The 21,812-nt window shown below is 60.9% G+C and carries 19 protein-coding genes and 1 pseudogene; 8 read left to right on the forward strand and 12 right to left on the reverse strand.

All coding sequences use genetic code 11. From position 1 onward, the window contains the following. The 4 genes from AB4N64_RS00710 to lpxC all read left to right on the forward strand — a co-directional run bounded on the left by AB4N64_RS00710 (nt 1) and on the right by lpxC (nt 4,467). On the forward strand, nt 1-870 hold the full coding sequence (locus AB4N64_RS00710) for a cell division protein FtsQ/DivIB (RefSeq protein ID WP_460121083.1): 870 nt from the start codon (nt 1-3) through the stop codon (nt 868-870). 14 nt (nt 871-884) lie between these two features. Continuing rightward, entirely contained in the window at nt 885-2,144 is a 1,260-nt protein-coding gene (gene ftsA, locus AB4N64_RS00715; RefSeq protein ID WP_460121085.1) for a cell division protein FtsA, read from the forward strand. Between the two features lie 105 nt (nt 2,145-2,249). Next, nucleotides 2,250-3,443 carry a cell division protein FtsZ gene (ftsZ, locus tag AB4N64_RS00720; protein ID WP_460121087.1) on the forward strand — a complete coding sequence of 398 codons (1,194 nt, stop codon included), beginning with the start codon at nt 2,250-2,252 and terminating at the stop codon, nt 3,441-3,443. Nucleotides 3,444-3,555: 112 nt separating this feature from the next. After that, on the forward strand, nt 3,556-4,467 hold the full coding sequence (gene lpxC / locus AB4N64_RS00725) for a UDP-3-O-acyl-N-acetylglucosamine deacetylase (protein ID WP_460121089.1): 912 nt from the start codon (nt 3,556-3,558) through the stop codon (nt 4,465-4,467). A gap of 215 nt (nt 4,468-4,682) precedes the next feature. Here the strand turns inward: lpxC and AB4N64_RS00730 are convergent, their stop codons facing one another. From AB4N64_RS00730 to AB4N64_RS00755, 6 genes are all read right to left on the reverse strand, one after another. After that, a complete protein-coding gene (locus AB4N64_RS00730) occupies nt 4,683-6,167 on the reverse strand; it encodes a GGDEF domain-containing protein (RefSeq protein ID WP_460121091.1) in 1,485 nt (494 codons plus the stop codon). 280 nt (nt 6,168-6,447) lie between these two features. Next, nucleotides 6,448-6,672, reverse strand: coding sequence for a hypothetical protein (locus AB4N64_RS00735; protein WP_460126559.1), 225 nt, complete (start codon nt 6,670-6,672; stop codon nt 6,448-6,450). Nucleotides 6,673-6,802: 130 nt separating this feature from the next. Beyond that, nucleotides 6,803-8,173, reverse strand: a complete 1,371-nt coding sequence (locus AB4N64_RS00740; RefSeq protein ID WP_460121093.1) for a heavy metal sensor histidine kinase — start codon at nt 8,171-8,173, stop codon at nt 6,803-6,805. Next, nucleotides 8,157-8,840, reverse strand: coding sequence for a heavy metal response regulator transcription factor (locus AB4N64_RS00745; RefSeq protein ID WP_460121096.1), 684 nt, complete (start codon nt 8,838-8,840; stop codon nt 8,157-8,159). Before AB4N64_RS00745 ends, AB4N64_RS00740 begins: the two co-directional genes overlap by 17 nt. Before the next feature lie 9 nt (nt 8,841-8,849). Beyond that, nucleotides 8,850-11,951, reverse strand: coding sequence for a multidrug efflux RND transporter permease subunit (locus tag AB4N64_RS00750; RefSeq protein ID WP_460121098.1), 3,102 nt, complete (start codon nt 11,949-11,951; stop codon nt 8,850-8,852). After that, nucleotides 11,948-13,108, reverse strand: a complete 1,161-nt coding sequence (locus AB4N64_RS00755) for an efflux RND transporter periplasmic adaptor subunit (RefSeq protein ID WP_460121101.1) — start codon at nt 13,106-13,108, stop codon at nt 11,948-11,950. Before AB4N64_RS00755 ends, AB4N64_RS00750 begins: the two co-directional genes overlap by 4 nt. A gap of 162 nt (nt 13,109-13,270) precedes the next feature. Here AB4N64_RS00755 and AB4N64_RS00760 point away from each other — a divergent pair, with 162 nt between their 5' ends. The 3 genes and pseudogenes from AB4N64_RS00760 to AB4N64_RS00770 all read left to right on the forward strand — a co-directional run bounded on the left by AB4N64_RS00760 (nt 13,271) and on the right by AB4N64_RS00770 (nt 15,202). Then, nucleotides 13,271-13,498, forward strand: coding sequence for a hypothetical protein (locus AB4N64_RS00760; protein WP_460121104.1), 228 nt, complete (start codon nt 13,271-13,273; stop codon nt 13,496-13,498). A 120-nt stretch (nt 13,499-13,618) separates the two neighbouring features. After that, a pseudogene (locus AB4N64_RS00765) lies at nt 13,619-13,900 on the forward strand (PAS domain-containing protein); the annotation flags it as partial. Nucleotides 13,901-14,146: 246 nt separating this feature from the next. Further along, nucleotides 14,147-15,202 (forward strand): methyl-accepting chemotaxis protein, encoded by a 1,056-nt coding sequence (locus AB4N64_RS00770; protein WP_460126560.1) that lies wholly within the window; start codon nt 14,147-14,149, stop codon nt 15,200-15,202. On the opposite strand, the gene AB4N64_RS00775 is transcribed toward AB4N64_RS00770, so the two are convergent. The 5 genes from AB4N64_RS00775 to norR form a co-directional block, all read right to left on the reverse strand. After that, nucleotides 15,199-15,948: a YkgJ family cysteine cluster protein gene (locus tag AB4N64_RS00775; RefSeq protein ID WP_460121107.1), complete on the reverse strand. Its 750-nt coding sequence runs from the start codon at nt 15,946-15,948 to the stop codon at nt 15,199-15,201. The genes AB4N64_RS00770 and AB4N64_RS00775 overlap by 4 nt on opposite strands. Nucleotides 15,949-16,031: 83 nt before the next feature. Then, entirely contained in the window at nt 16,032-16,358 is a 327-nt protein-coding gene (locus AB4N64_RS00780) for a hypothetical protein (RefSeq protein WP_460121109.1), read from the reverse strand. 135 nt (nt 16,359-16,493) lie between these two features. Then, complete coding sequence (locus tag AB4N64_RS00785; RefSeq protein ID WP_460121112.1) at nt 16,494-16,952, reverse strand: GNAT family N-acetyltransferase; 459 nt, start codon at nt 16,950-16,952, stop codon at nt 16,494-16,496. Nucleotides 16,953-16,977: 25 nt separating this feature from the next. Further along, the gene (locus AB4N64_RS00790; RefSeq protein ID WP_460121115.1) at nt 16,978-17,880 is read right to left on the reverse strand and encodes a chemotaxis protein CheW; all 903 of its coding nucleotides are present in this window, start codon (nt 17,878-17,880) and stop codon (nt 16,978-16,980) included. Nucleotides 17,881-18,107: 227 nt separating this feature from the next. Beyond that, complete coding sequence (gene norR, locus AB4N64_RS00795; RefSeq protein ID WP_460121118.1) at nt 18,108-19,658, reverse strand: nitric oxide reductase transcriptional regulator NorR; 1,551 nt, start codon at nt 19,656-19,658, stop codon at nt 18,108-18,110. A gap of 157 nt (nt 19,659-19,815) precedes the next feature. Here norR and hmpA point away from each other — a divergent pair, with 157 nt between their 5' ends. After that, nucleotides 19,816-20,997 carry an NO-inducible flavohemoprotein gene (hmpA, locus tag AB4N64_RS00800; RefSeq protein ID WP_460121120.1) on the forward strand — a complete coding sequence of 394 codons (1,182 nt, stop codon included), beginning with the start codon at nt 19,816-19,818 and terminating at the stop codon, nt 20,995-20,997. 124 nt (nt 20,998-21,121) lie between these two features. On the opposite strand, the gene AB4N64_RS00805 is transcribed toward hmpA, so the two are convergent. After that, a complete protein-coding gene (locus AB4N64_RS00805) occupies nt 21,122-21,748 on the reverse strand; it encodes a helix-turn-helix transcriptional regulator (RefSeq protein WP_460121122.1) in 627 nt (208 codons plus the stop codon). Nucleotides 21,749-21,812 lie beyond the last annotated feature (64 nt).

Below are 21,812 nucleotides of genomic sequence, written 5' to 3' on the forward strand. Positions count from 1 at the left end.
ATGCGAGGCGCTCAGCTGCGACATCAGCCCCCACCCGCACCCGGCCGCAAGCCGGTGCCACGGGGTGCAAGCCGAATGGTGGCCAAGGAGCCGATGTCCGCACGCCTGCCCAAAGCCAATTTTGGCTTTCTCAAAGCCTTGGCCTGGCCGGTATTGCTGGTCGGGCTGGGGTTCGGCACCTACGAGGGCGCGCAAAGGTTGCTGCCGTATGCGGACCGGCCGATCACCAAGGTCGCGGTACAGGGCGACCTCAGCTACATCAGCCAGCAAGCGGTGCAGCAGCGGATCGCCCCCTACGTGGCGTCGAGCTTCTTCACCATCGACCTGGCGAGCATGCGCACCGAGCTTGAGCAGATGCCATGGATCGCCCACGCCGAAGTGCGTCGGGTGTGGCCGGATCAGGTCGTGATCCGCCTGGAAGAACAACTGCCGGTTGCCCGGTGGGGCGATGAGTCCCTGTTGAACAACCAGGGCCAGGCGTTCACCCCGCGTGAGCTGGCGAACTACGAACACCTGCCACAGTTGTTTGGCCCACAACGGGCCCAGCAGCAAGTGATGCAGCAATACCAGGTGCTGAGCCAGATGCTCCGGCCGCTGGGCTTCTCGATTGCGCGCCTGGAGTTGCGTGAACGGGGTAGTTGGTTCCTGACCACCGGTGCCGGCAGTTCGGGCCCGGGGATCGAGCTGCTGCTGGGCCGCGGCAACCAGGTAGAGAAGATGCGCCGTTTTATTGCCATCTATGACAAGACGCTTAAAGAACAGATTACGAACATTGCGAGTATCGATCTGCGTTACGCCAACGGCCTGGCTGTTGGCTGGCGGGAACCGGTAGCGCCCACGACAGCCCAACCCGCTGTCGCGAAGAATTAAGAGAGGCAGGACCCATGGCAAACGTGCAAAGCGGCAAAATGATCGTCGGTCTCGATATCGGCACCTCCAAGGTGGTGGCGCTGGTCGGTGAGGTCGGGGACGACGGCACGCTGGATATCGTCGGGATCGGCACTCATCCGTCCCGCGGCCTGAAGAAGGGCGTGGTGGTGAACATCGAATCCACCGTGCAGTCGATCCAGCGCGCGATTGAAGAAGCGCAGCTGATGGCCGGTTGCCGAATTCACTCGGCGTTCGTCGGCGTGGCGGGCAATCACATCCGCAGCCTCAACTCCCATGGCATCGTCGCCATTCGCGATCGTGAGGTCAGTACCGCCGACCTGGAGCGCGTGCTTGACGCCGCCCAGGCCGTGGCGATCCCGGCGGATCAGCGCGTGCTGCACACCCTGCCGCAGGATTATGTGATCGATAACCAGGAAGGCGTGCGCGAGCCGCTGGGCATGTCCGGCGTGCGCCTGGAGGCCAAGGTCCACGTGGTCACCTGCGCCGTCAACGCCGCGCAGAACATCGAGAAGTGCGTGCGCCGCTGTGGCCTGGAAATCGACGACATCATCCTTGAGCAACTGGCGTCCGCGTATTCGGTACTGACCGACGACGAAAAAGAGCTGGGCGTCTGCCTGGTGGACATCGGTGGCGGCACCACTGACATCGCGATCTTCACCGAAGGCGCGATCCGTCACACCGCCGTGATCCCGATTGCTGGCGATCAGGTGACCAACGACATCGCAATGGCGTTGCGCACACCGACCCAGTACGCCGAAGAAATCAAGATCCGCTATGCCTGCGCGCTGGCCAAGCTGGCCGGTGCCGGTGAGACCATCAAGGTGCCAAGCGTAGGCGACCGTCCACCGCGTGAGTTGTCCCGCCAGGCCCTGGCCGAAGTGGTCGAGCCGCGTTACGACGAGCTGTTCACGCTGATCCAGGCCGAGCTGCGACGCAGCGGGTACGAAGACCTGATCCCGGCCGGCATCGTGCTGACCGGTGGTACGTCGAAAATGGAAGGCGCCACCGAGCTGGCCGAAGAGATCTTCCACATGCCGGTACGCCTGGGCGTGCCCCACGGCGTGAAAGGCCTGGATGACGTGGTGCGCAACCCGATCTATTCCACAGGCGTTGGTTTGTTGATGTACGGCCTGCAAAAGCAGTCCGACGGGGTTTCGTTCTCGGGCATCGGCAGCCGTGACAGCTACAGCAATGAAGAACCCAAAGGTGCCCTGCTCGATCGCATCAAGAGCTGGGTACAAGGCAACTTTTAAAGAAGCAGCAGCAAGCTTCAAGCTTGAAGCTGCAAGACAGAGCAAGCAGCAACACGCAGTAACGCAGTAGGCGAAAAAAACTAGAGAACGTAAAGGAGAGGGAAAATGTTCGAACTCGTAGACAACGTCCCCGCAAGCCCGGTCATCAAGGTCATCGGTGTTGGCGGAGGCGGCGGCAACGCCGTCAATCACATGGTCAAGAGCAACATTGAAGGCGTTGAGTTCATCTGCGCCAACACTGATGCCCAGGCGCTGAAAAGCATCAGCGCGCGGACCATCCTGCAACTGGGTACTGGCGTGACCAAAGGTCTGGGCGCCGGTGCCAACCCTGAAGTGGGCCGTCAGGCCGCTCTCGAAGATCGTGAGCGCATCGCCGAAGTCCTGCAGGGCACCAACATGGTGTTCATCACCACTGGCATGGGCGGTGGTACCGGTACGGGTGCTGCGCCGATCATTGCCGAAGTCGCCAAGGAAATGGGTATCCTCACCGTTGCGGTGGTGACCCGTCCGTTCCCGTTCGAAGGCCGCAAGCGCATGCAACTGGCCGACGAAGGCATTCGTCTGCTGTCCGAAAGCGTCGACTCGTTGATCACCATTCCCAACGAGAAGCTGCTGACTATCCTCGGTAAGGACGCCAGCCTGCTGTCGGCTTTCGCCAAGGCTGACGATGTACTGGCCGGTGCTGTTCGCGGTATCTCCGACATCATCAAGCGTCCGGGCATGATCAACGTCGACTTTGCCGACGTACGTACCGTGATGAGTGAAATGGGCATGGCGATGATGGGCACTGGCTGCGCCAGCGGTCCGAACCGTGCACGCGAAGCTACCGAAGCGGCCATCCGCAACCCGTTGCTCGAAGACGTGAACCTGCAAGGTGCACGCGGCATCCTGGTGAATATCACCGCAGGTCCAGACCTGTCCCTGGGTGAATACTCCGACGTGGGTAGCATCATCGAAGCCTTCGCTTCCGAGCATGCGATGGTCAAGGTCGGTACCGTTATCGATCCGGACATGCGCGACGAACTCCACGTAACCGTGGTTGCCACCGGTCTGGGTGCAAAAATCGAGAAGCCTGTGAAGGTCATCGACAACACCGTTCACACCTCCATGGCAGCACAACCGCAAACTGCGGCGCCCGCTCGTCAGGAAGCGCCAGCGGTGAATTACCGTGACCTGGACCGTCCGACCGTCATGCGCAACCAGGCCCAGGCCGGTGCTGCGACTGCTGCGAAGATGAATCCGCAAGATGATCTGGACTACCTGGACATCCCGGCTTTCCTGCGTCGTCAGGCCGATTGATGGAATGTATCAGGGCTATGAAGGTGATTGGTGTTCAGCAAAGGCATGGTCTGCTATTATCGCCAGCCTTTGTTGATACCAGTTCGCAATTTGCGCTGAAGCGGCCCAAGCCATGATTAAACAACGCACACTGAAAAATATTATCCGTGCCACAGGTGTTGGTCTGCACTCCGGCGAGAAGGTCTACCTGACCCTCAAGCCTGCACCGATTGACACCGGCATCGTCTTTCGCCGTGCCGACCTCGATCCTGTGGTCGAGATCCCGGCTCGTGCCGCCAACGTCGGCGAGACAACCATGTCGACGACGCTGGTCAACGGTGACGTGAAAGTGGATACGGTTGAGCACTTGCTTTCGGCCATGGCTGGCCTGGGCATCGATAACGCCTACGTCGAGCTCTCCGCGTCCGAAGTCCCGATCATGGATGGCAGCGCTGGACCCTTCGTATTTCTGATTCAATCGGCAGGCCTGGAAGAACAGGATGCTGCCAAGAAATTCATCCGTATCCTGCGGGAAGTGACAGTGGAAGACGGCGACAAGCGCGCCACTTTCGTCCCTTTCGAAGGTTTCAAGGTGAGTTTCGAGATCGATTTCGATCATCCGGTTTTCCGTGACCGCACCCAGAGTGCAAGCGTGGATTTTTCCAGCACTTCGTTCGTAAAAGAAGTCAGCCGCGCCCGTACCTTTGGTTTCATGAGTGACATCGAGTACCTGCGCAAGCACAACCTCGCACTCGGCGGCAGCGTTGAAAACGCGATCGTGGTCGATTCCGATGGTGTACTGAACGAAGACGGCCTTCGTTATGAAGACGAATTCGTGAAGCACAAGATTCTCGATGCAATTGGTGACCTCTACCTGCTGGGCAATAGCCTGATTGGTGAGTTCAAGGGCTTCAAGTCCGGCCACGCACTGAACAACCAGCTGCTGCGCAAGTTGATTGAGCAGACAGATGCCTGGGAAGTCGTGACCTTTGAAGACGCCAGCACCGCACCAATCTCTTACATGCGTCCTGTTGCGGCTGTGTAAGTAAAAAACCTCTCTAGTTTTTTAAAGGCTGCCTTCGGGTGGCCTTTTTTTATGCCTGCGATTTTGTGGATGGGCCCGATCCTCTGTAGGAGCGAGCATGCTCGCGATGGAGGGTCAGGCTCCGAGGGGTGTCAGGCCACCAGTGTTATCGTTAACGACCATCGCGACGGTTCGACGCCTCGACATGCTCGCTCCTACAGGGAGGTGGCGTGTATTCAGGTTGCACTGACCACCCGATTCCGCCCTCCATCCTTGGCCTGATACAAAGCCCTGTCCGCCGCGATGAGCAGTTGCTCCAGGCTGTAATGGGAGGCGGTGGTCCAGGTGCTGATGCCGATACTGACCGTAATCGGCGACTCGACCCCCGCCACGAATGGCAGCTGTTCCACGGCCAGCCGGATGTGTTCGGCAATCAATTTCGCGCCCGCACCGTCCGTTTCCGCCAGCACCACGGAAAACTCTTCTCCACCATAGCGCGCCACCAAATCGGCCGGTCGTCGCACATTGTCACCGATCACCTTGGCCAGCGCGCGCAACGCTTCATCACCGGCCTGATGGCCATGTTGATCATTGAACGCCTTGAAATGATCGGCATCGATCATCAATAAGGACAGAGGCTTGCCTGAGCGCTGTGCACGAAACCACTCATGGCGTAGCGTCTGGTCCAACATCCGACGGTTGGCAACGCCGGTCAGCGCGTCAGTGGCAGCCAACTGCGCCAGTTCCTGCTCCGCCATGTGGCGCAGGCGCAGCTCTCGGCACAGTAGGACGGTCAGCCACAGCAGGCCAATGCACAACACCCCCGTGGCGCCGCTGATCACCAGGGCGGTGCGTCGCCAGGCGGCGAACACATCGTTGCCGGAGAGCGCAACGATCACGGTTAACGGCAGGTTGCCGACCCTGGAAAAGGTGTACAGACGTTGCCGGCCGTCGATGCTCGACACGCTATCGAAGCTGCCGTTGCGCTCGCGCAGGATGCGCTGGACGTTGGGGCGGTCGGCGAAACTTCTGCCGATCGGATCATTCTCGAGATGGGGCTTTTGTGCGAGCAGGATACCGTCGTCGCTGATGATCGACAGGATGCCGCCTTCGCCGATGTCCAGACTTTTGAACAGTTGATCGAAATAGCTCAGCCGCATCGACGCGACGGCGACGCCGAGAAATTCCCCTGTGGTCGAGGAAATACGCCGGCTGAAATGGATCCGCCAGCTGTCATCGTCCTCGCTCGGCCGGCTGATGAACATTTCCCTGTCAGGGCTGGCGGCATGCGCCAGGAAGTAATCGCGATCGGAAAAGTTACCCGGTTTGGGATCGATCCGTGACGAATCTGCCAGCACCTCGCCGTTGGGGGCCAGCAACAGGATGACACCCTTGAAGCGAGCGCTGGTGGACCGGTCGAACAGCGCCAGATGACGGATCTGCGCAGACACCTGTTTCAGGTCATCCCTTTGCGAGGCGGCAATCAGGCCTTGCAGGCTCAGGTCATAGAGTTCGACGGTGCGCAGTACGTCGGCATCGATCAGTTGGGCAATGGTGGTTGCGGTGCGTGTGGCTGCTTGCTGGGCACCGGCGCGTTCGCGGATCAGCAGAAAAGTGACGATGGCGATGATGGCGATGACGGTCAGTGAACTGCCTAGTATTGCCAGGATCTCGGGGCGTCCGGTACTGCGTGATGGAATGTGAGTACGACTGGTGGTCATTGGGCTGGCTTGTCTGCTGGAGTGACAGATTAAGCGTAGCCCGATCCCCCGAAACCTGTAGGAGCGAGCATGCTCGCGATGGACGCAAGGCCACCGCGGGGTGTCAGACTGCCAGCGTCATCGTTGACGACCATCGCGAGCGTGCTCGCTCCTACAGGGGAGGTGGCGTTCTTTGCGAATGGTGTAATAAAGGCCAAAAAAAGCCGCTGACAGGCAGCGGCTTTGAAGACAACTTTTCCCAGGGAAGAGCCGAGGAAAAGTGTCGAGGGAAACGTCGCGATCAGCTGTCTTTCTCAACCTGTGGCTGGGCCTGGACACTCGATGCTTGAGGGGTTTGCGTAGCGCCCGCTGCTTTGGCTGTCATTTCGCTCTGGTGTTGTTCGAACGCCGCTGTGCGTGCGGCATTGTGCGCGGCGAAGGTCTGCGACTCTTCAGCCATGGCGAACGGAGAGACGAACAGGGAAGACAAAACGAACGCGCTGGCAATACCCATACTGTTGGACATCTTTAAAACCTTCTTGCTTGGCAAGTGCTGTTTGGTGCGGGCAAAGATAAGGGGCATCGAGGCGGGGAAAAAGAGCGGATTCATGAAAGGACTGTTGCTCCATAAGCAACAGTCGCGCAATGACAAGGGGTCAGACGGGGAGGTGAATACCGAACGTGTTCATGCCGTGATCGCTGCGTACAAACACATCACCACCGTGCATCAGCGCAATCGCCTTGACGATCGCCAGGCCCAGGCCGTGGTTGTTGCCGCTGTTACTGCGGGACGCATCGACCCGGTAAAAACGCTCGAACAGCCGTGGCAAGTGTTCGCTGGCAATCGGCGAGCCAGGGTTTGCCACACCAATGCTGACTTGATGCTCTTCGACGTCGATGCGCACCTCGATCACCTGGCCGGGATCGGTGTGTTGCACCGCGTTGCTCAGCAGGTTGATCAGCGCCCGACGAAGGTGTGCAATTTCGATCCGAACCTGCGCATCCCCCCGAACCTGTACCTGGACCTGTGCATCTTCAAGGATGAAATCCAGATACTCCAGGGTGGTCGCCACTTCGTCCGCCAGCGACGTGCTGGTCAATTTGGTCGCCTTGCTGCCCTGATCGGCGCTGGCGAGGAACAACATGTCGTTGATGATCGAGCGCAGGCGCTCCAGCTCTTCGAGGTTGGATTGCAGTACCTCGAAATAATGTTCCGCCGAGCGGCCACGGGTCAGCGCCACCTGGGTTTGGCCAATCAGGTTGGTCAACGGCGAGCGCAGTTCGTGGGCGACATCGGCGTTGAACGACTCAAGCCGCGAGTACGCCTGCTCGACCCGCTCCAGGGTGGCGTTGAAGGAGCTGACGAACTGATCAAGCTCTGGCGGCAGCGACGACAGGCGCAAGCGCCCGGAGCGTAGCGGCGGTGCCAGGCGTCGGGCTTCATGGGACAATTCGATCAAAGGCTTGAGGCCGATCCGCGCGACCCAGTAACCCAGCACGGACGCCAGCAGCACACCGATAATGGCCAGGCTGATCAGGGCTACCAGCAGATGGTGCTGGGTCTGGGAAAACGTCTCGGTATCGACCGCGATCATGAAACGAAGCGGCGGACGCTGGTCCTTGGCCGGGAACTGGCTGACCAGCACTTTCAGCGGGTAGGGCTGGTCGGGCAATTGCAGGTCGCGCATGCCCAACGGCCCTTCGGCCAAGGTCCGGATTTGTGACGTCGGGTTGCCATATTCGTAGTGCGGATCGCCACTGACGACCCAAAAACTGATGCGCTTGTCTTCTTCGCTCAGCAACTTGAGCTTGTTGTTGATCTTCACCCAATGTTCCGGCGTGCCGTAGCGACCGATGGCTGACTCGAGCACGCTGTAACGCGCATCGAGCTCGGCTTCGGGCAGCAGGCCCAGGCCTTTGTCGACCTGCTGATACAACGCGCCGCCGATCAGCAGGAACACCAATAGCGCGACCAGCGTGAACATGCCGCTCAGGCGCAGGGCGATGGAGTTACGAGGGGCGATCATCACGGCTCTCCAGCACATAACCCATGCCCCGAATGGTGTGTAGCAGTTTTTCGTCGAACGGCCCGTCGATCTTGGCGCGCAGGCGTTTGATCGCCACTTCGACGACGTTGGCGTCGCTGTCGAAATTGATGTCCCAGACCATTTCGGCAATCGCCGTTTTGGAGAGGATTTCACCCTGGCGACGGGCCAGCACACTGAGCAGTGAGAACTCCTTGGCAGTCAGGTCCAGGCGCGTGCCGGCGCGGGTCGCCTTGCGGCTGATGAGGTCGATCCACAGGTCGGCAATGCTCACCTGGACCGGTTCATGGCCACCGCTGCGCCGGGTCAGTGCTTGCAGGCGCGCCACCAGTTCGAGGAAGGAAAACGGTTTGCCCAGGTAGTCGTCGGCGCCGTCGCGCAGGCCCTTGATGCGATCTTCCACCCGTTCGCGGGCGGTGAGCATGATCACCGGGGTTTGCTTGCGCGCACGCAACGCGCGCAGCACGCCAAAGCCATCGAGGCCCGGCAACATCACGTCGAGGACGATCACGGCGTAGTCGCTTTCCAGTGCCAGGTGCAGGCCTTCCACACCATCGCGCGCCAGGTCCACGGTGTAGCCCTGTTCCGTCAAGCCGCGGTGTAGATAGTCCGCGGTTTTTTCTTCGTCTTCGATAATCAGGACACGCATGACCCCGCCTCAGTCTGTGGTGGCCAGTGCCGGCGTCGGCACGGGTTTGGGTCTATGAAAGATCCGCTCAAGCCACAAGTATATGACCGGCGTGGTAAACAGCGTCAGCACCTGGCTGACCAGCAAACCACCCACCACGGCAATCCCCAACGGTTGGCGCAACTCGGCACCGGTGCCGTAGCCGAGCATCAGCGGCAGGGCACCGAGCAGGGCGGCGAGGGTGGTCATGATGATCGGCCGGAACCGTGTGATGCAGGCCTGGAAGATCGCCTCTTCAGGGGGCAGGCCACCCTTGCGCTGGGCTTCGAGGGCGAAATCGATCATCAGGATGCCGTTTTTCTTGACGATACCGATCAGCAGCACCAGGCCGATCAGGGCCATGATCGAAAAGTCCTGGCCGCAGAGCCACAACATGATCACCGCCCCCAGGCCCGCCGCCGGCAAGGTCGAGATGATGGTCAGCGGGTGCACGAAACTTTCATAGAGCACGCCGAGAATGATGTACACCGCCACCAGTGCCGCAAGGATCAGCCAGGGTTGGCTGGCCAGCGAACTCTGGAACGCCTGGGCGGCGCCCTGGAAATTGCCGCTGATCGCCACCGGCATGCCGATGTCGGCCTTGGCCTGGTTGAGCAGGATCACCGCATCGCCCAGTGCCACGCCAGGGGCGAGGTTGAATGACAGGTTGGCGGCCGGGAACATCCCGTCATGGGCAATCGACAGCGGGCCCACCGTGGGTGGATCGAAGCGGGCGAGGGCCGACAGCGGCACCATCTCACCGCTCAAGGGGGAGCGCAGGTAGAAGTAATTCAGGCTTTCGGCCTTGCCGCGTTGTCGGGTGTCCAGTTCCAGGATCACGTTGTACTGGTTGACCTGGGTCTGGAACTCATTGATCTGGCGTTGACCGAAGGCGTCGTACAGCGCTTCGTCCACATCGCTGGCGGTCAGGCCGAAGCGCGCAGCCGCGCTGCGATCGATGCTGATGTGGGTGATGCTGCCGCCCAATTGCAAGTCGTTGGACACATCGCGAAAGGCGGGGATGCTGCGCAGTTTATCCGTGAGGCGCTGGGTCCAGGTGCTTAGCACCGCGCCGTCGTTGCTCTTGAGTACGTATTGATACTGGGCGCGACTCGGGCCGGAACTGAGGTTGATGTCCTGGCCGGCGCGCAGGTACAGGACGATGCCCGGGACTTTCATCAACTGCGGGCGAATGCGGTCGATGAACTCACTGGCGGACACATCGCGGTCGCTGCGTTTTTTCAGGGTGATCCAGAAACGGCCATTGGCGATAGTCTGGTTGCTGCCCGAGACGCCGACCGAATGGGAGAAGGTTTCGACCGCTGGGTCAGCCGCGACGATCTCGGCCATGGCCAGATGTTTTTTCGCCATGTCGCCGTAGGAAATATCCGCAGCCGCTTCGGTGGTGCCGAGCACGAATCCGGTGTCCTGCACTGGGAAAAAGCCCTTGGGAATGAACACATAGCCACCGACGGCCAGTGCAACCGAGAGTCCGAAGATGCCAATCATCAGTTTCTGATGGGCGAGGGCGCGACGCAGGCCTTTTTCGTACAGGTCGAGCAGGCGCTCGCCGAAGCCCTTTTTACCATCGGCATGATGCACCGGGGCGCGCATGAACAGCGCCGCGAGGGTCGGCGCCAGGGTCAGTGACACGACGACCGAAATGAGAATGGTGGAGGTGGCGGTCAGGGCGAATTCCTTGAACAGGCGCCCGACCACGCCGCCCATGAACAGCAGCGGAATGAACGCCGCCACCAGCGAGAAACTGATCGAGACCACGGTGAAGCCGATCTCCCCTGCACCCTTGATGGCGGCCTCGCGCATGCCGTCCCCGGCCTCCAGATGCCGGTGAATGTTCTCCACCACCACGATCGCATCGTCCACCACGAACCCCACGGCGACCACGATGGCCACCAGCGTCAGGTTGTTGAGGCTGAAGCCCATGACGTACATCAGGGCGAAACTGGCGATCAACGACACACCGAGCACGGCCGAGACGATCAGCGTTGCCGACAGTTGGCGCAGGAACAGGGCCATCACCGCCACCACCAGCAGGATCGCGATCAGCAGGGTGATTTCCACTTCATGCAGCGAGGCGCGGATGGTCTGTGTGCGGTCGATGAGCGTCTTGACCTGTACCGAGGCCGGCAGCATCGCTTCCAATTCCGGCAGGGCGGCCTGGATGCGGTCCACCGTCTCGACGATGTTGGCTCCCGGCTGGCGGAAGATCACCAGGTTGACCCCCGGTTGCGTGCCCGCCCAGGCCTGGACGTAGGCATCTTCCGAACCGTTAACGACTTTGGCCACGTCCCGAAGGTGAACCGGTGCACCGTCCTTGTAGGAAACGATCAACTGGCTGTAGTCCTCGGGGTGGAACAGTTGATCGTTGGTGGACAGGGTGGAAATGCTCGACTCTCCGTACAGCGCACCCTTGGCCAGGTTGAGGCTGGTCTGCTGGATCGCCAGGCGAATATCCGCCAGGGTCAGTCCAATGGCCGCCAGTTTGTCCGCCGAGACCTGTACACGAATCGCCGGACGTTGCTGACCGGTGATGGCGACCTGGCCTACACCGTCGATCTGGCTGATCTGGCGGGACAACAGCGTTTCCGTCAGGTCGCTGAGTTCGGGGCCGGGCATCAGCGATGAGTTGACGCTGAGGATCAACACCGGGCTGTCGGCCGGGTTGACCTTGCGCCAGGTCGGCAGGTTGGGCATGTCCTTTGGCAGTTTGCCGGCGGCGGTGTTGATCGCCGCCTGCACTTCCTGGGCGGCGGTGTCGATGCTCTTGTCGAGGGTGAATTGCAACGTCAGGTTGGTCGAGCCCAGGGCGCTGCTCGACGTCATCTGCGTCACGCCGGGGATGGCGCTGAACTGCACCTCAAGCGGCGTGGCGACCGACGACGCCATGGTCTCAGGGCTGGCGCCGGGCAATTGTGCGGCCACCTGGATGGTCGGGAATTCTGCTTCGGGCAACGGGGCTACCGGCAGGCGCGGGAAGGCGATGGCGCCCAGCAGCACCAGGGCGAAGGTCAGCAGGACCGTCGCCACCGGGTGATCGATGCACCAGGCGGACACTCCGCCCTGGCCTTTCATTGGGCGGCCTGCGATTGCACCACTTGTGCAGGTTCGGTGAGCACCTGCACGGTCGATCCGGGTTTGAGCCGTGATTGCCCGTCGCTGACCAGCACGTCACCCGGCTTTACGCCCTTGATGATGTTCTGGCCGCTGCCCTGATACACGATCTGCACCGGCACGGTTTGGACCTTGTCGCCCTGGACGCGGTAGACGAAGGGCTGATCCAGGCCGCGTTGTACGACAGTGGGCGGCACAACGAGCGCATCCTTGTCGAGCGCTGTCTGAATTTTTACGGTCACCAGCAGGCCCGGCCAGAGCTTCTGTGCGGCGTTGTCGAATTCGGCCTTGGCGCGGATGGTCCCGGTGTTGGCGTTGATTTGATTGTCGATCAGGGTCAAGTGGCCTTCACCCAGCAGGTTTCCGGTCTCGCCGTCGGTGTCGGCGCCGATGTAGGCCTTGACCCGGGCGTGTTGCGGATCGTTGATCAGACCTTGCAAGGTGGGCAGCATCTGTTGCGGCAGGGAGAACTCCACGGCGATCGGGTCGATTTGGGTCACGGTGAACAGACCTTGGGTGTCGCTCATACGCAGGAAGTTGCCTTCGTCCACCGTGCGAATCCCAACGCGGCCGCTGACTGGCGAGCGAATCTGCGTGTAGGAAAGTTGTACCTGAGCCGCATCAATCGAAGCCTGGTTGCCCTGGGCGGTGGCCTTGAGTTGGTTGACCAGCGCTTGTTGCTGGTCGTAAGTCTGCTTGGACACGCCGTCGTCGACGCTCAGCAGTTTGTAGCGTTTGAGATTGACCAGCGCCACTTGCAGTTGCGCCTGGCTTTCGCCGAGTTGCGCGCGGGCCTGGTCGAGGCTGGCGCGGATCGAGCGGTCATCGATGCTGGCGAGTAAATCGCCCTTGCTGACCAGTTGGCCTTCCTTGACCAGGATTTTGGTCAGAATGCCGTCGATTTGCGGACGAACCACCACGCTGTGCAGAGACAGGACCGAGCCGATGCCGCTGACGTAGCGCGGCACATCCTTTTCGGCAACATTTACCACTCGCACCGGGATCGCGCTGGAGGCGGCGAGTCGGGTCTTGGCAGGTTTGGTCAGATACCAGGTGCCCAGCGCGGCCAGGACAATCAACAGGCCTGCAATCAAGGCGGTTTTTTTCGAAATTTGCATGCAAGTGGGGCGCCGGGTGGGGTGGGACGGGTTCAGATAAAGATATCGTTCGCAGGATCAATACCTTTATAAACCCGTTCGCCGGTCAGGAAGGTGACTGCTAACTGACGGCGCTGTCAGTTTGGGTATACTGCCGACTTTATTGCACCACCCGGAGCACTCATGACTTCCCCGACTCAACCACCGGTTGCCGACGCCCCTGGCGACGAACTGGCAGACAGCGAAACCACGCCTGCGATTGCGCCATTCAAGTTCCCGTTCAAGCCGGGCGAACTGGCCGCTGCGAAAACCTCCAATCAGCCGTGGTACAAGAACGGCGCCAAGAACGGTCACACCAAGGTTCCAGGTGCCGCGCCTCCCGGCACGCGTCGTTCGATGGGCAAGCGCTGAGTTCTTTTGTCGCGCTAGTGGCTATGTGCTCATAACCTGAGCCAGATCAAGGTTTGTGTAATCAGTGCGCTTAGAGTCAGCAACTTCGCCGACTCTTACCCACCAGCGAGCGCGCTTTCCATGAAGATCAACCTCCCGGTGACGGGCCGTCAAGTCGATGTTGCGGCTGATGCGAACATCCTTTCGACCACCGATCTGACGAGCGCAATCACCTACGCCAACGACGATTTCATCAAGATCTGCGGTTACAGTCGCGAGCAATTGCTGGGCGCCAAGCACAACCTGCTGCGTCATCCGGACATGCCCCAGGCCGCGTTCGCCCACATGTGGCAGACCCTCAAGAGTGGCCGCTCGTGGATGGGGATGGTGAAAAATCGCTGCCAGAATGGCGACCACTATTGGGTGAGTGCCTTCGCCACGCCGATGACGCAAAACGGGCAGGCGGTGGAGTACCAATCGGTGCGCACCCGCCCGACGGAACAGCAGATCGAGGCTGCAGAAAAGGCCTATACGCAACTTCGCAATGAGCGCACGCCATTGATGCAACGCCTGCCTGTGCTCGGGCCAGGCCTGAAGCTGACATTGCTGTTCAGCGCGATCCTGGCCAGTGTCATTGGTTTGCAGGTTTGGCTCAATCCTTCATCGTTGATGTACGGTTTAGTGGCCCTGATCGGCGGCAGCACGCTGGTGGCCGCCGGCACCTGGCGGATGTTGCGTCCGCTGATGGCCCTGAGCGAGCGCGCCCGGCAGATTGTCGATAACCCGTTGAGCCAAGGCATTTACACCGGTCGCCGGGATGAGTTCGGGCAGATCGAGTTCGCCTTGCAGATGCTCGAAGCTCAGATCGGTGCGGTGGTGGGTCGCATCGGCGATGCCTCGCAGCGCTTGGCGGGGCATGCGGCGGAGCTGGTGGACCATTTGCAGGGCAGTCACAGCAGCACACTGGACCAGCAGGCGGAAACCGATCACGTGGCTGCGGCGATCAACCAGATGTCCTCCAGCGTCGCCCAGGTCGCCAGTCATGCGCAGCAGGCCGCCGTGGCCGCCGATATGGCGGGCAGCGAGACGTTCGAGGGCCATCAGTTGGTCAGTGAAAGCCGTCAGGTTGTGTTGCGCCTGGCCGATGAGCTGACGCACGCCACTGCGGTCATTCATCAACTGGAAGGGCACAGCAGCGAGATCACCGGGGTGCTGGAGGTGATTCGCAGCATCGCCGAGCAGACCAATCTGCTGGCACTCAATGCTGCCATCGAGGCGGCGCGCGCCGGAGACGCCGGACGCGGGTTTGCGGTGGTTGCCGATGAAGTCCGCGGCCTGGCCCAGCGCACCCAGCAGTCGACCAACGAGATCGAGCGCATGATCAACACGTTGCAAAACGGCACGCGCGATGCGGTGCTGGCGATGCAACACAGTGGTGAGCAAGTGCAATGCAGCGTCGAGCAGGCTCGACGTGCTGCCGAGGCGCTGGACGGTATCAGTCGGCGGGTCAACCAGATCAGCGAGATGAACCTGCAGATCGCCTCGGCGGTGGAGGAGCAGAGTACCGTCAGCGAAGACATCAACCGCAACATCAGCAGCATCCGCCGCGCCTGCGAAGTCACGGTCAGCGAAGGGCAGCGCAGCCAGGCGAATTCTGCGGATGTTGCCGGGCTGGCGGGCGACTTGCGGCGATTGGCACAGGAATTCTGGCGAGTGCGCCGTTAAGCCGCGCGCAGTGAAATGAACGCGTAATTGAGCGGGGTTTCAGTGGTCACCTGCGCACCGCTCGCCCGAACCTGGCTGGCGATATCGTCGCCTGATACGTGGAACTGCCACGCACTGCCCGAGCCCGCCGGCGATTGATCAGTCATCCGGTCGACGACTCTGGCAAACGCCGTCATGTCCGGCAGGTAAGCCGTGAACCCGTCACCCTTGAGCGCCGTCGTGCGAATCCCCAGCGAGGCGCAAATCGCATCCTTGGTGCGAATTTCTTCGCGATCGGCCTGACGCGAACGCTGGATCAGCGTCGCCAGTTCACGGTCGACCAACTCACCGCCGAGGATCAGGTCCGGGCCTTTTTCCCACGATTCGGGCGGGCATTCCTTGATGGCTGGGTTGAGGGAAATGTGCGGATTGATTTCCATCGGATAGATACGGCACACCAACGGACGGCGTTCGTAGATGCGGCAGAGGTTATCGTCGTCAAGATTCCGGCAACGGCCGGCATTGTAAGCGGCGAAGGTGATTGCCACGTGGGCCTGCGCCGAGCCGCTGCTGACTAACACCGAACGCCGCTGAGCATGTTCGCGTTGCTGCGTCGGCAGGCCAAGGCCATTGGCCAGGAAAGCCTCCACCAGCACGATGACCTGACCGCCATCGTCCGCCCACATGCGGGCTTCGGACAGGGTGAGAGGCACGTGATGGTCAGTGCAGCATTTGCCGCAGCCTACGCAGGAAAACGTCGTGTTCATCGAAAGATCAGTCGCTGTCATCGGCTTGAAGCAGCGACAGAATGCCGCCGCAAAAAACTGTGCTGAAGCAAGTTATGCGCCATTCACTTTGACTTGGCGGGCGCGCGGATGGAGTCCCATTCGGTGACGTAGGCGGTTTTGTCTTTCTTGCTGTACAGGCACAACTCGGTACCCTGCTGGTTCTTCATGTGTTTTTGCGGGTAGCGACCTTGCAGCAGTACGGCGGTGTAACCGACTCGGTCGTCAAACTGGGCGATATTGCCCACCGGCGCCACATTTTTCAGGCCGCTGGCCTTGGTGCAACTGGCGAGCACGGTTTTGTCATAGGCGGCCCAGGCTTCGTCGCTCGAGGCGTGGGCCTGGCTGGCCAGGGCGGTGAGGCAAAGGAGGGTCAGGGTGGTGGCTTTCATGGGCAGGCATCCTTTTGGGAATTTGGACTGAGTATGCCTGATGTTGTGGAGTCGACCCCATCGCGGGCAAGTCCGCTCCTACAGTTGATCTTCGATGCCTCTTGCAGGAGCGGGCTTGCCCGCGATTGCGGTCTATCAGTCCGGCACCCTTTCCCGCCGAACCACGACCATCCCGACACCTTGATACAACCGCTGCGCCCGCCGGTTGTCTTCTAGCACCTTCAAATCCACAAAGCCTTCGCGACGTTGCGCGAACGCCTGAAACGCATGCAGCAGCAGGGCACGGCCCAATCCCCGGCCCTGGGCATCGGGGTGCACCACCAGATTCTTGATGTAGGCACTGGTCCAGCACTGACAGACGCCAACGATCGCATCGGCCTCAAGGGCAACGAAGCACAGATCGCGATCGTATTCGGCATCGGTCTCGAACCGCTGCTGCCAGATCTCCAATGCCGGCACGCGGCCGCCGCCGTGCTGGTAGCCCAGTTGCATCAGTCGATGCACGGCGGGCGCGAGTTCGGGGCGGTAGACCTGGACTTCAATGCCAGAGGGCCAGTTGCTCGCCGGCACAACCTCGGCAAGGTTGCGCCGCATCAGCAAGCAAAAGGCCTCGGTCACATCAATGGCCTTGTTCGGCGATCGTCCTGGCCGCTTCGATCAGGCATTTGGTCAGGTCTGGCGAGGAGAACTTGGTCAGCACCGCATTGGCGCCCGCCAGCCGTGCTTTTTCGCTGTTCATCGCGCTGTCCAGCGAGGTGTGCAACAGCACGTAAAGGTGGGCAAAATCCGGGGTCTCGCGCAGGGTGCGGGTGAGGGCGTAACCATCCATTTCCGACATTTCAATGTCAGAGACGATCAGGTTGATCTGCTGCGCCGTGCCTTGCAAGTCCAGCAGGCAGTCGATGGCCTCCTTGGCGCTGCGCGCGGTGTGGCATTGCAGGCCGAGGTTGCGCAGGGTGTGCACCGATTGCTGCAGCGCCACCTGGCTGTCGTCGACCACCAGAATGCGCGCATTGCCCAACAGTTCGGCGTCTTCCATGCTCAGCTCGGTCGGCGCTACTTCGATCTGCGCGGGGGCGATGCCATGGATGACCTTTTCGATGTCCAGGACTTGCACCAGCGTGCCGTCGACCGAGGTTACGCCGGTGATGTACGAACGCACACCGCCGGAACCGAAGGGCGGGGGACGGATGTCGGTGGTCAGGCAATGGACGATCTTGCTCACGGCCTGGACGTGCAGGCCCTGTTTGGAGCGGCTGATGTCGGTGACGATCAGGCAGCCGCCGTTCGGGTCTTCCAGCGGCCGCTCGCCAATCGCCCGACTGAGGTCGATCACCGACAGCGACGCGCCGCGCAGGGTGGCAATGCCCTGAACATGTGGGTGCGACTCCGGCAATTTGGTCAGCGGTGGGCAGGGAATGATCTCACTGACCTTGAGCAGGTTGATCGCCATCAACTTGCCGCTGCGCAAGGTGAACAGCAGAAGCGAAAGTGAGTCTGCGCGAGCTTTGATGGAGGACATAAAAACCTTCTGTGGAAAAAGGTGATGGGCGATTTCAAGGTTCGCCGACAGCTATCAATGCCGGGTTATCGACTTGAAGGGGGCAGGCTTTAGGAAATTGGCTGAATGGTGGGGCCCAATCGTCGGAACGCCGCCCGGAGCAAGCTCGCTCCTACAGGGGATTTGTGAGCAACACAGAACCCTGTAGGAGCGAGCTTGCTCCGGGCGGCGCTCCGACGATAGCGGTTTCACTTGATCCCCAACCGCTTCGCCATCCGGCCCAGGTTTGCCCGGTCCAGCCCCAACTCTCGCGCCGCGCTCGCCCAGTTGTTGTGGTGGCGCTCCAGGCAGGCGTTGATCAACTGGCGCTGATAGCGTTCAGTCGCCTCGCGCAAATCACCGGTCACCACCGCGGCCGGAATGACGGCGGCCGGCTCGTCCGCCACTTCGACGCTGGCGCTGGGCAAGTCCAGATTCTCCACCCCCAGGCTGAGGATCTTCGGTCGCTCCCGGCAGTTGCCCAGGGCCTTGAGCGCACTGCGACCAATCAAGTGCTCGAGTTCCCGCACGTTGCCTGGCCAATCGTAGGCCAGCAATGCGGTCTGTGCTTCGCTGGTCAGGCGCAGGTTGTTGAGGCCCATGCGCGAACGGTTCTGTTCGAGGAAGAAACCGCTGAGCAGCAACACGTCACGACCGCGATCGCGCAGCGCCGGCACCAGCAGCGGGTAGACGCTCAGGCGATGGTAGAAGTCGGCGCGATAGCGGCCGCTGCGCACTTCTTCGGCAAGGTCACGGTTGGTGGCGGCGATGAGGCGTACATCGACCTGATGCTCCTTATCGGAGCCCAGGCGCTGCAACTGGCCGCTTTGCAGCACACGCAGCAATTTGGCCTGGACGGTCAGCGACAGCTCACCGACTTCGTCGAGAAACAGCGTACCGCCGTTGGCCAGTTCGAACTTTCCGCGTCGGTCGCTGGTGGCGCCGGTGAAGGCGCCGCGCACGTGGCCGAACAGTTCGCTTTCCACCAGGGTGTCCGGCAACGCCGCGCAGTTAAGGCTGATGATCGGCTTGTCGGCGCGGGGCGAGGCGGCGTGAATCGCCTGGGCCACCAGTTCCTTGCCGACCCCGGTCTCGCCGGTGATCAACACGGTCAGGTCGCTGCCGCCGACCAGATTGATTTCTTCCACCAGCCGTTTGTGCGCCTTGCTCTGGCCGATCAGTTCGCGATTCTGCTGACCGCTGGCCTGGCGGTACAACTCGGCGCGCTGATGCTCGTCTTCGGCGCGATTGGCCAGACGCTCGATACGTTCGGCGGCGTTGACCGTGGCAGCAGCCAGGCTGGCGAAGGCCTCCAGGGCGTCCAGTTCGACCGGTTCGCGACTTTGCGGGTCCAGGGCATCGAGGGTCAGCAGCCCCCATGGACGTTCATCGATAAACAGCGGGCAGCCCATGCAGTCGTGGACCTCCAGATGGTCGTCCAGGCCGTCGACCAACCCGTCGTAGGGGTCGGGCAACTCACTGTTCGCGGCGAAGCGGGTCGGCCCGTGGCTGCTGAGCAGCGCTTCGAAGCGTGGGTGTTCGCTGACCTTGAAGCGTCGCCCCAGGGTGTCGGTGCTCAAACCATCGACCGCCAGCGGCACCAGCCATTCGCCATCCAGGCGCAGCAACGCGGCAGCATCGCACGGAAGCAGCGCGCGCATGGCTTCGAGCAGGCGCCGATAACGCTCGCCCTCGGGCAGTTCGCGGGACAGATCGGCGACCAGCGGAAGCAAGGTGGTGAGCAGAGATTTTGCAGTCATAGTGACTCCATGTAGTCCGGATGACTATAAGCCAGGCGCTGTCGATATGACTATAAAGTTATCAACGTATTGATTTATAAGGAATAATTAACTGGCACGGAAACTGATAAAGCTAGGGCAAACACATTAGAAACCCAAGTGGCGCAGGAGTCACCTTATGCTTAGCGTTCAAGACCGTGCAATCGTCAAATCCACCGTGCCGTTGCTGGAAAGTGGCGGCGAGGCGTTGATCACTCATTTCTACCGCATGATGCTTTCCGAGTATCCCGAGGTGCGCCCTCTGTTCAACCAGGCTCACCAGGCCAGCGGCGACCAACCCCGCGCCCTGGCGAACGGCGTGCTGATGTACGCCCGTCACATTGATCAGCTCGATCAACTGGGTGATCTGGTGGCCAAGATCATCAACAAGCACGTGGCCCTGCAAATCCTGCCGGAACACTACCCGATCGTTGGCACTTGCCTGCTGCGTGCGATTTCCGAAGTGCTGGGTGAGGAGATTGCCACCGCGCAGGTCATGAGCGCCTGGGCGGCGGCTTATGGCCAGTTGGCCGACATCCTGATCGGCGCCGAAAACAGCATCTACGACCAGAAAGAACAGGCAAGGGGCGGCTGGCGCGGCGCGCGTGAGTTCATCGTCGCGGCCAAGGTCGAGGAAAGCTCGGAGATCATCTCGTTCTACTTCGAGCCGGCAGACAAGGGGCCGATCCTCGCTTCCGAACCTGGCCAGTACATCGGCATGCAACTGTTCCTCGATGGCGAAGAAATCCGTCGTAACTACTCGCTGTCGTCCCTGAGCAACGACAAGCATTACCGCATCAGCGTCAAGCGCGAGGCCGGTGGTCGCGCGTCCAATCACCTGCACGATGAGCTGCATGTGGGCGACAGCATTCAACTGTTTCCGCCATCGGGCGAATTTACCCTCACCGACAGCGACAAACCGCTGGTACTGATCAGTGGCGGCGTCGGGATTACCCCGACCCTGGCCATGCTTGAAGCGGCCCTGCAAACCGAGCGGCCGGTGCACTTCATCCACTGCGCGCGCAATGGCACGGTTCACGCCTTCCGCGACTGGATCGATGACCTGGCCGAGCGTCATCCGCAGTTGCAGCGCTTCTACTGCTACGCCGAAGATGACGGCGTCAGCCCGGCAGCGCACAAGGTGGGTTTGTTGAGCCAGGAGCAACTGGCTGAGTGGATGCCGGAGCATCGTGATGTGGATGCCTACTTCCTTGGGCCCAAAAGCTTCATGGCGGTGGTCAAGCGTCACCTGAAGGCATTGGGCGTGCCGGAGGAACAGAGCCGCTACGAGTTCTTTGGCCCGGCTTCGGCGTTGGAATAACCCTTACGGGTTAGACAAAGATCCACGGTGGGAGCGGGCTTGCCCGCGATGAGGATTTAACATTCAGCACATCTGTTGGGTGTTAATCCGCTATCGCGGGCAAGCCCGCTCCCACATTTTTTAATCAGCCCTTGAGTTCCTTGAGGTGCTTGTACACCGTCGCCCGCCCCATGTTCAGGACGTTGGCGACGTAGTTGGAGGCGCTTTTGCCCTTGAAGGCGCCTTCGGCATGCAGCGCCAGCACCAATTCGCGTTTGTGGTCGCGTGTCAGCAGGTTCAGGCTGAGCTGGCGTTCGCGCAGCCAGCCGTGCAGGAAGGTGTTGATTCGCTCCTGCCAGTCATCACGGAACAGGGAGTCCGGTTGCGGAATCAGCTTGCTTGGCGACAGGAACAGGTCCAGCGCCGCCTTGGCGTTTTCAAACAACGAAATATTCAGGTTGATGCACAGCACGGCCAGCGGATGACCGTTGCTGTCGCGCAGAACGCTGCTCAAGCTGCGGATCTTCTGACCGTCCCAGTTCAATTTTTCGTACGGCCCGATGTTTCGCTCGCTGATGTCATCGCCGAGCATGTCTTCCAGCGCCGCATCGTCGCCGACTTCACGCTTGGACAGGTTGTTGGCGATGTAATCGATCTTTTGCGTGCGCAGGTCGTGCAGCACCACCTCGGCATGGGGAAAGAACAACGTGGCGATGGCATCGGCAATCGCGCGAAAGTTATCCAGGGCCGGGTCTTTAACAGGTGCATTCATACGAGGTAGCTCCAGGCAGCGGTCAGCGCCCTGCAACACAGGACGCTGGAAGTTTGCCGCAATC

Source organism: Pseudomonas sp. S2_C03 (assembly GCF_054668405.1).